This window comes from Mesorhizobium sp. M2A.F.Ca.ET.037.01.1.1, from assembly GCF_003998075.1.
Lineage (GTDB): Bacteria > Pseudomonadota > Alphaproteobacteria > Rhizobiales > Rhizobiaceae > Mesorhizobium.
On the sequence record NZ_RZSA01000216.1, the window covers coordinates 1 to 7,806 of the forward strand.

11 protein-coding genes are annotated in these 7,806 nt (G+C 62.5%); 4 read left to right on the top strand and 7 right to left on the bottom strand.

Going from position 1 to position 7,806, the window contains the following annotated elements:
* The 7 genes from EOA27_RS13240 to EOA27_RS13270 form a co-directional block, all read right to left on the bottom strand.
* Nucleotides 1-189 (bottom strand): hypothetical protein (locus EOA27_RS13240; RefSeq protein WP_145970338.1); only part of this gene is annotated, 189 nt, incomplete at its 3' end.
* A gap of 14 nt (nt 190-203) precedes the next feature.
* Nucleotides 204-404 (bottom strand): hypothetical protein, encoded by a 201-nt coding sequence (locus tag EOA27_RS13245; RefSeq protein WP_127256384.1) that lies wholly within the window; start codon nt 402-404, stop codon nt 204-206.
* Nucleotides 401-766: a helix-turn-helix domain-containing protein gene (locus tag EOA27_RS42105; protein WP_245491084.1), complete on the bottom strand. Its 366-nt coding sequence runs from the start codon at nt 764-766 to the stop codon at nt 401-403. The genes EOA27_RS13245 and EOA27_RS42105 overlap by 4 nt, the downstream gene beginning before the upstream one ends.
* A 14-nt stretch (nt 767-780) precedes the next feature.
* Entirely contained in the window at nt 781-1,734 is a 954-nt protein-coding gene (locus EOA27_RS13255; RefSeq protein ID WP_127256387.1) for a hypothetical protein, read from the bottom strand.
* A 2-nt stretch (nt 1,735-1,736) separates the two neighbouring features.
* On the bottom strand, nt 1,737-2,735 hold the full coding sequence (locus EOA27_RS13260) for a YqaJ viral recombinase family protein (RefSeq protein WP_127256390.1): 999 nt from the start codon (nt 2,733-2,735) through the stop codon (nt 1,737-1,739).
* Nucleotides 2,732-3,214 (bottom strand): hypothetical protein, encoded by a 483-nt coding sequence (locus tag EOA27_RS13265; RefSeq protein ID WP_127256392.1) that lies wholly within the window; start codon nt 3,212-3,214, stop codon nt 2,732-2,734. Before EOA27_RS13265 ends, EOA27_RS13260 begins: the two co-directional genes overlap by 4 nt.
* A gap of 127 nt (nt 3,215-3,341) precedes the next feature.
* Nucleotides 3,342-3,974, bottom strand: coding sequence for a helix-turn-helix transcriptional regulator (locus EOA27_RS13270; protein ID WP_127256395.1), 633 nt, complete (start codon nt 3,972-3,974; stop codon nt 3,342-3,344).
* Between the two features lie 76 nt (nt 3,975-4,050).
* On the opposite strand from EOA27_RS13270, the gene EOA27_RS13275 reads away from it, so the two are divergent.
* The 4 genes from EOA27_RS13275 to EOA27_RS13290 form a co-directional block, all read left to right on the top strand.
* Nucleotides 4,051-4,284 (top strand): helix-turn-helix transcriptional regulator, encoded by a 234-nt coding sequence (locus EOA27_RS13275; protein ID WP_127256398.1) that lies wholly within the window; start codon nt 4,051-4,053, stop codon nt 4,282-4,284.
* 307 nt (nt 4,285-4,591) lie between these two features.
* A complete protein-coding gene (locus tag EOA27_RS13280; RefSeq protein WP_127256401.1) occupies nt 4,592-6,241 on the top strand; it encodes a site-specific DNA-methyltransferase in 1,650 nt (549 codons plus the stop codon).
* Between the two features lie 93 nt (nt 6,242-6,334).
* Complete coding sequence (locus EOA27_RS13285; protein ID WP_127256404.1) at nt 6,335-6,772, top strand: hypothetical protein; 438 nt, start codon at nt 6,335-6,337, stop codon at nt 6,770-6,772.
* Between the two features lies 1 nt (nt 6,773).
* The coding region (locus EOA27_RS13290) for a DEAD/DEAH box helicase (RefSeq protein WP_145970339.1) at nt 6,774-7,806 on the top strand (1,033 nt) is incomplete at its 3' end.

Consider the following 7,806-nt stretch of genomic DNA (forward strand, 5'->3'; position numbering starts at 1 on the left):
ACCAAGGGTCGGTTCCCTCAAGCCGCCATGCCAGGCGTAAAAGGGATTCATGCAAACGCCCGACTTCAATTCCATCACCGCCACTGGCATGGCGATGCGCTGCCGTTCCGCCTGCAAAGCAGACATCGCGCGGCGTTGCTGACTAAGATCAAACTCGTCAATCAACGATAGGTCTTCGGCCGCGTTCATTGGTGTTCCCCGCATCAGTTTGGAAGCAAGCCCGCGTCGCGGGCCACCTCGACCGACACCGTCAAAACGTGAAGCGGGCCGGCCGGTGACAAGTCCGCGTGAGCTAGGGAAATCCAGCCCTCGCGGCCCGTATCGTTGTCACGGACCAAGGCGGCCCGTTCGTAGGCGTCCAGCACCTTGACGGTGCGCGTATAGACATCGGCGCCCGCGCTCATGGCCTTGCCTCATCGCGCGTCTTGGTGCGCTCTTTGGAGGTCACGAACTTTTCCACCGTCTCGGCGCGGTACAGGATACGGCCCTGCTTTTTGACGTAGCCGGGGCCGGTGCCTAGCACTCGCCAACGGGCAAGCGTGGCCTTGCTCACCCGAAGGATGGTGGCGACGTCATCGCCGGTGAGAAGGGCGTCGCCGTTGCCAGCCACGGCAGCCAGGGCGGCGTCGCCTGGCTGGCCGAGCGAAAGCGCGAACGCCTCGGCCTTGGCGGTGAGGTCCGCCACGGCCTTTTCCGCCGCCGCCAGCGCCCGGCGGGCGCCAGTCGCTGCGATCTGGAGGTCGCGGGCTATTTCAGTTGCGGTCATTGCCCCCGCCCCTCTCAGCCCGGCTCATAGGCGTCGTCGTCTTCGTCAACGCCGAAGACATCGTCGGCCCCGGCGCCGCGCTCAGCGTCACCGTCCGGGTCGTTATCGAGGATTTCGCCGGTTTCCTCGTCGTGCGGGATCTCTTCCGCTTCGGCCTCGATTACCTTCCCGGCAGGCTTCGGCTTGTCCGCTTCTTTCGCCGCTGCCATGGCGGCGTGAACGCCCCGAGGCCTGCCGGCTGGCTTCGCTTTCGGCGCCGCTGTCTCAGCCACCGCTGACGGCGTCTCGGCCGGCGCCGGGGTGATGTCCCGCAAGTCCATGAGGTCCGACACCTCGTCGGCGCTCGGCATGCCGTTGAGAATGTGCGGGGCGTAGAGGCGGCCGAAGAACGCGGCGGCGCGATACATCAGCATGAGGTCGGGCATCGTCACCCACTTCGAACCGGGGCGGAAATACCAGCCTTCCGCGACCGCCATGGCGATGGACACGGTCGGACCTTCCAGCGTTTCGCCGGTGGCCTTCTCGACCGCGTAGGCGGTGCACTCGATATTGATGACCTTCGCCTTGACCGTCTCTTTGGAGCGGTTGCCCTTGGGGCCGGTCCACCGCTCATAAGAAACCTCTTGTTCGCCGAGCTTCACTTTGCGGAAGCGGATCGGCGAGAACAGGCCGCAAGAATTCAACGCGCCGATGACGAATTGCGAGGCCCACGAAGGGCGCCCCTCGATCACGTTGAGGTTCTGCATAACCATGATGGGCGGGATTCCCATCCGGTTCGCCATGTCGAGGGCGATCAGGGCGTTACCCATGTTGGCCTCGCCTTGATAGTTGGCGGGCACAAGGTTGGAGCTTGTGAGCGCCTTGCAAAGGCGCTGGCCGGAGGCGAAATCCGCCTCGCTTGAGAACACGGAAACAGAGCGATGCGCCTGGGGTGAAGCCACGGCAACGGCGGTTGATGTCGTCGTCATAGTCAATTGCCTTTCTTGGCCTTGGCGGCCTTTGGCTTCGGCCTGGAGAGCCGAAGGTTGCGATATGAGGTTGCGGGATAGGTGATGGTTGACGCTTCGCGGTGGACGGTGCCGGCCGACAGTTTCCAGCCGCCGCCGAACACGGTTTCCGTGTCTTTGATGAAATCGAGAAGTTCGGCCGCCGTGCGTTTCTTGTCTTCCTCGGCGGCCTTGAAGGCGATGTCGGCGTCGAACTTCGCGGACATCAGGGCGGCGAGCTTTTCAGGGTCAAGCTCGGGCTCTTCGCCAGGCAGGTCGAGGTTGAACGACTTCGCCACCGTGGCATGCCGGTACAGCGTGCGGATGGTTTCGTAATCGGCGAGGTAGTCGGCCGCCGGGGCTTCGCCGAGCTTCACTCGGCCGTGCATGTCTTCAACGCGGGTGAAGATTTCCGCGATCACCTCGGAGTCGCGCTCGCGGCGGAACGCCTTGACGGTGTTGCCGCCGATAAGGCCAGCCACCACGCCCCACTTAAAGCCGGTGACGGCAAGCTGATGCTGCACTTGAAATTCAATGTGCGGCGGGGCTTCGTCTTCGGACCAATCTTTGCCGGCCACGAACAGGTCGACGTTCTTGATCTCAAGCACGCCGTACCCAAGTTCCGGGCGCTTCGGGTCCGTGATGACGTAGTCGGGCGAAGCACCCATGCCCGCCACGGCCTTGGACCTGGCGTAGAGGAAGGGGTGCGCGTCTACGATTTCCCATCCGTTGTCTTCGCAGACACCAAGAGCGATTGCATTTTGCAAACGCTTGCCCCAAAGCATTCGCTCGCTTTCTTCGAATTCGACCGTGATGGTTCCGGCCATCCGGTGGAACATGTCAAAGGGCGTCATGTAGGGCGAGCACCCGAAGAGGGTCGCCGCGCTCGTCGCGGTGATGTCCGGCTTGCGGAGCTTGTGCCAGGTGCTTTCTTTGCGCGGCCAGAACCATTCGGCCTCGGCGGAATAAGGGGCCTTGCTCATGCCTGCACCTCGGCGAGCGCCGCCGCCGTGATGATGGCGCGGTAATTGCGCCAGCGACCGGCGTGGAATACGCCGAGGGTTTCGATTTGCTGGCCGGCAAGGGGAAGCGTGAGGCCCGGAACCTCAATCCAGGCCTTATCGACCCGCACTTCCGTGCCGGCGACGCGGACCTCAGCGAGCAAGGTTCCGAGCGGGATCAAGGTTCCAATGGTGAGGTCGTGGTCGGCGGCGGCGCGCTCGATGTGGCCGTCGATTGCGGCAGGGCCTTCCCACTCGGCGACAAGGTGGTTCGCGTCTTGAAGGCCGCCGCTCAGCCACTGGCCGAACTTGTCAAATGCGCCGATGCCCTCGGCAACAAACCATGCAAGCCGGCCCATAATATCGCGCGCCGGCCCGTCTTCCCCTTCTCGAAACGGGCGCAACGGCCCGACCTTTTTACCGCCTTGGGAACGGTAAATCCCGCCTGTAGAAACCAGCATGTACCCCGAATCCTTCGTTTGCGTTTTGCCAACTGTTTGTAATATGCAAACACGCTATCGGGGTCGTCAATTGGGAAAGTGCGACAGATTGATAAAATTTGAGCTTATCAACCGGACGTGTGGAATATCAGGTCGTCGCGGGCTTCATCATCAGAATGGGCGCGTACCACTCGACCTCGCCCTCGGTCACGTCCGGCGTTCCCATCAGACCGAACAGAAGGTGCGTGCCAGGCGAGTAGCCCCGGCGGACAAGGCGAAGCATCATGTCACCGCCCTTGAGGCCTACCACGCAGCCACGGCCGACCATCTTGTCGTCGGCCTCTCGCCTCGGGCCAGATACAACTATCCAGCCGTCCAGCACGTCCATTTTGCTTTGCGGAGTCCGCCACTGAAATGCGCCCGAACCGGGCTCAACGTTCGTACCCACGTCAAGCATCCGCTTCCGGCGGCCCGTGCCACCTTCGGGGTGCACACGTGCGCTTTCATCGATCCAGCCTTCAAAGGGCAGCATTTGCGGCGTGGCTTCGTCACCGGCGCGGATGCCGTCGACGCGAACGCCGAACCTTTCCATGACCTCGGTCGCGGTAACACCCAGGATGCGCGCCATATCGGCGGCAGCGGTAAGAGTGAGTTTGCGCTTGCCGGCCAAGAGCAAGCTCATGCTCGATTTATCGATACCAAGCATACGGCCAAGGCCGGATTGCGAAAGCCGGTGCTCTTCAAGCTTCCGGCGGAACCAGTCGACGTCGGGCTTCGTCACAACGCTAAACTCCCCTCATGCACTTACGAATCAAGTCCGTATCAGACTTGTTAACAAATAGCAAACGGTATCAGCCATGAAAGTTAACACCCCTTTGCAATATGTCACGCTTTTGTTTGCAAACGGAAAACGCGCCGAATTGGCACGGCTTCTCGGCGTGAGCCCTTCAACTATCGCAGGATGGGATAACGTCAAGCGCCGCCCGCCGGAAATGGCAGGCACGATTCCCGGCTCATACGTCCCGAAACTGCTCAAAATTGCGGCAATGCGGGGGCTCAAGGTAGACCCGTCAAAACTTTTGCCGAGTTGATCTTTTTAATGGGGCCATTTTGGGGCCTTGCGCTCCGGCGGCGAACATGGTTTGCATTTTGTCAACGATTAGCGGATTATATCAATCGTGACACGAGTCGCCGGACCTGGGGATTTCATTTGCGAGGTTTGCGGCGGTGCCGCGAGCTTCGGTTACAACGTCAAGCTGCTGGCTGGACGGCTCGGGAATTGGCGGTGTTACGCGCACCGCGTTGACCAAATGCAAACGGTGCCGAAATGCGAGCCGGTGGAACCACCGGCGCCGAAGCCACCGGCGCCCGAACCGCAGCAAGGGGACTTGTTTTAGCATGACAGACAGAGCGGAATTCTTAGGCGGCCGTGTCGTCCTACTCGGCGGCGATTGCTTCGCCCGCCTTGACGAAATACCCGAAGGCTCGGTCGACGCGGTGTGTTGCGACCCGCCTTACCACCTCACCTCAATTGTGGCCCGCTTCGGCGCCGAAGACGCGGCGCCATCCGAGCCGAAGGAAGGCAGCGCGGGCGTGTTCGCCAGGTCTAGCGCTGGCTTCATGGGTAAGACGTGGGACGGCGGCGACATCGCCTTCCGTTCGGATCTATGGGCAAAGGTTCTTCGCGTGCTGAAACCCGGCGGCTACTTGGTGGCCTTCTCGGGCACCCGGACTTATCACGACATGGCGTCCGCTATCGCTCGCGCCGGCTTTGAAGTCCGCGACAACATTCTCAACATGCTCGCCAGTGACACCGCCGTTGTGCGGTTCTTGGAAACGCTTTCGCCGGCCCAGGTTGAAGCGTTCTTCCGCTGCATCGAAGACAGCCAATTCGGGGGCATGCTGGCATGGTGCTACGGCACCGGATTCCCCAAGAACCATAGCGTATCGAAGGGCATTGACGACCATCTGTTCCGGCAATGGCTGGACGAACGGCTTGAGGTTCGCGCCAGATACGACCGGCTCATCAAATGGGCGAAGAGCCGAGACAAGCGCAAGGTGTCAAAAGGCTTGCGCGGCCGGATCGACAAGGCGTTCCGCAAGATGGGCGGTTTCCTCGGCGATTTCATCGGCACTGAAACCCTTGTCAACGACATGCGCAACAGCGCGCTACTCAGTGTCGGCAAGGGCGAAGAGCGCCCCGCCTACGAACGCGATATTTATTCGCACGGCACCCCCGAGGCCGCCGAGTGGGATGGATGGGGCACCGCTCTTAAACCGGCTTGGGAACCGATTTGCCTGGCTCGCAAGCCGATGATTGGCACCGTGGCGGAAAACACCCTGGCCCATGGAACCGGAGGCATCAACGTGGACGCCTGCCGGATCGATGCCGAGAAGCCCACGGGATGGGGCGGCAAGGCCGGCGGCGGCAACACATGGAACGAGTCGAATTCCGGCCTCGGCAAAGCCGGCGAGGCCCGCCCGGTCGACGGCCGCTACCCGGCCAATATCCTGCATGACGGCAGCGCCGAGGTTGTGGCCGCGTTCCCCGATGCCTCGGGCCAGAAGGGCGCCGTAGGCCCCGAGCACGGCGAGCGGAAGCGGAACAACGTCTATAACCCGATTGGCCCGCGTGACCCGTTCCCGCCTCGGGCTGATGCCGGCAGCGCGGCCAGGTTCTTCTATTCGGCGAAGGCGGACGGCGACGACCGTCTTGGCTCAAAGCACCCCACGGTTAAGCCGGTCGACCTGATGCGCTGGCTTGTCCGGCTCATCTGCCACAAGGGCGGAACCGTGCTCGACCCGTTCGCCGGCACCGGCACCACTGGCGAGGCCGCTTATTGGGAAGGGTGCAACGCCATCCTGATTGAGCGCGAGGAAGAATACCAGGCCGATATCGCGAAGCGCATGTCGCTTGTGCTCGCCGGCCCGGAAACGAAGAAACGGGCGCGGACCGAGCTAGAGCCCGCCGAGGGCCTGCCGCTCTTCGGCGATGACACCGTCGCCCACGTCTCAGAAATCAACGCCCGGAAGGCCGTTGCCGCGTAACAAGCGTTTGCAAAATGCAAACGATTTGGAGAATGCACCATGAAATGGAGTGCCGACAACAAGGCCGAGGCCGCACGCCTTTGGGCCACCGGAATGAACGGCGCCGAGATCGCCGAGCTTTGCGGGTCCACCCCGGAAGAGCTTTACGGTCTGGCCCGCCGCAACCCCGATAAGTTCCGGGCTCGCGGCCACGGTTCGAACCGCTTTCACAAGACGATGGCCCCGAAGACGCATTTTGTGGGGCCGGCGCCCAAGGCCTTCAAGACCAGGTTCCCCGAGAAGGCGCCCGGCTTTGACGGTGTGCCGCGTGGCCGCCTGGCCTCATGCGGGTGCGAGTTCCCGCTTTGGGGCCATCACGAAGAGTTTGACGCCGACACTTCGCTGTTTTGCGGGGCACCGCGGAATCTGGATAGCCGGGCGCCTTACTGCCGTTTTCACGACGCTTTGACGACTGGCCGTGGCACGCCTTCCGAGCGCCGCGCGGTCCGTGACGCCATCGCCACCGACGAGCGCGAGGCGGTGGCGGCGTAAGATGGCATTCGTTCTTCGCCCCTACCAGCAAGAACTAATCGTTGAGGCGCGGGACGCGCTTCGCGAGGTCAACGCCGTGCTTGTGCAGATGGCGACCGGCGGCGGCAAAACCGGCCTCGCCGCTTACATGGCGAAGTCAGCGGCGAGCCGAGGCAAGCGTGTCTTTTTCGGTGTCCACCGGCGCGAGCTTATCAAGCAAACCGCCCTCACCTTCGACAAGGTCGGCATTCCGTACGGCATCATCGCTTCCGGTTTCACCGGTGACCGGCGCCAGCCCGTGCAAATCGCCAGCATCGGCACGCTCGGCAAGCGGATGGATCAATACGGGGCGCCCGACCTCTACGTGCCGGACGAAGCGCACCACGCCGGGGCGAAGACGTGGGCCGATATCATCGAAGAGTACGCGGCCAAAAAGGCCAAGATTGTCGGCCTTTCCGCCACGCCGGAACGCCTTGACGGCACCGGGTTAGGGAAGTGGTTCGGTCGGATGGTGACCGGCCCAAGCGTGGCCTGGCTGATGGAACAAGGCTACCTGTCCACCTATAAAATGTACGCCCCATCTTCGCCGGATCTCGGCGGGGTCAAGCGGTCCGGCACAGACTTCAACAAAGCCGAGCTTGAGAAGCGCATGGGCGCGACCGCCATCACTGGCAACGCGGTCGAGCATTACCGGCGCCTCGCGCATGGCCGCAAGGCGATGGTGTTTTGCGTATCCATCAAACACAGCTTGAGCGTAGTCGAGCAATTCCAAGCTGCAGGCTACCGCGCCGCTCACATTGATGGCGATTCCCCGAATCGCGACGAACTTCTCAAGGCTTATGAGCGCGGCGAAATTCAGGTGCTTTCCTCGGTCGACCTTGTGTCCGAGGGCTTCGATTTGCCGGCCATTGAGGTCGCCATTCTCTTGAGGCCTACGCACTCGCTGGCGCTGTTCTTGCAGCAAGTCGGCCGCGTGCTTCGCCCCGTCTACGCGCCAGGCTTTGACCTCGAAACCCAGGCCGGTCGCCTTATGGCGATTGCGGCGGGTCCGAAGC

Bases quoted from the DNA above. Each gene is read 5' to 3' on its own strand.
- EOA27_RS13265 (WP_127256392.1), bottom strand. From the start codon at position 3,214: ATGCTGGTTTCTACAGGCGGGATTTACCGTTCCCAAGGCGGTAAAAAG.
- EOA27_RS13255 (WP_127256387.1), bottom strand. From the start codon at position 1,734: ATGACGACGACATCAACCGCCGTTGCCGTGGCTTCACCCCAGGCGCAT.
- EOA27_RS13245 (WP_127256384.1), bottom strand. From the start codon at position 404: ATGAGCGCGGGCGCCGATGTCTATACGCGCACCGTCAAGGTGCTGGAC.
- EOA27_RS42105 (WP_245491084.1), bottom strand. From the start codon at position 766: ATGACCGCAACTGAAATAGCCCGCGACCTCCAGATCGCAGCGACTGGC.
- EOA27_RS13260 (WP_127256390.1), bottom strand. From the start codon at position 2,735: ATGAGCAAGGCCCCTTATTCCGCCGAGGCCGAATGGTTCTGGCCGCGC.
- EOA27_RS13280 (WP_127256401.1), top strand. From the start codon at position 4,592: ATGACAGACAGAGCGGAATTCTTAGGCGGCCGTGTCGTCCTACTCGGC.
- EOA27_RS13285 (WP_127256404.1), top strand. From the start codon at position 6,335: ATGAACGGCGCCGAGATCGCCGAGCTTTGCGGGTCCACCCCGGAAGAG.
- EOA27_RS13275 (WP_127256398.1), top strand. From the start codon at position 4,051: ATGAAAGTTAACACCCCTTTGCAATATGTCACGCTTTTGTTTGCAAAC.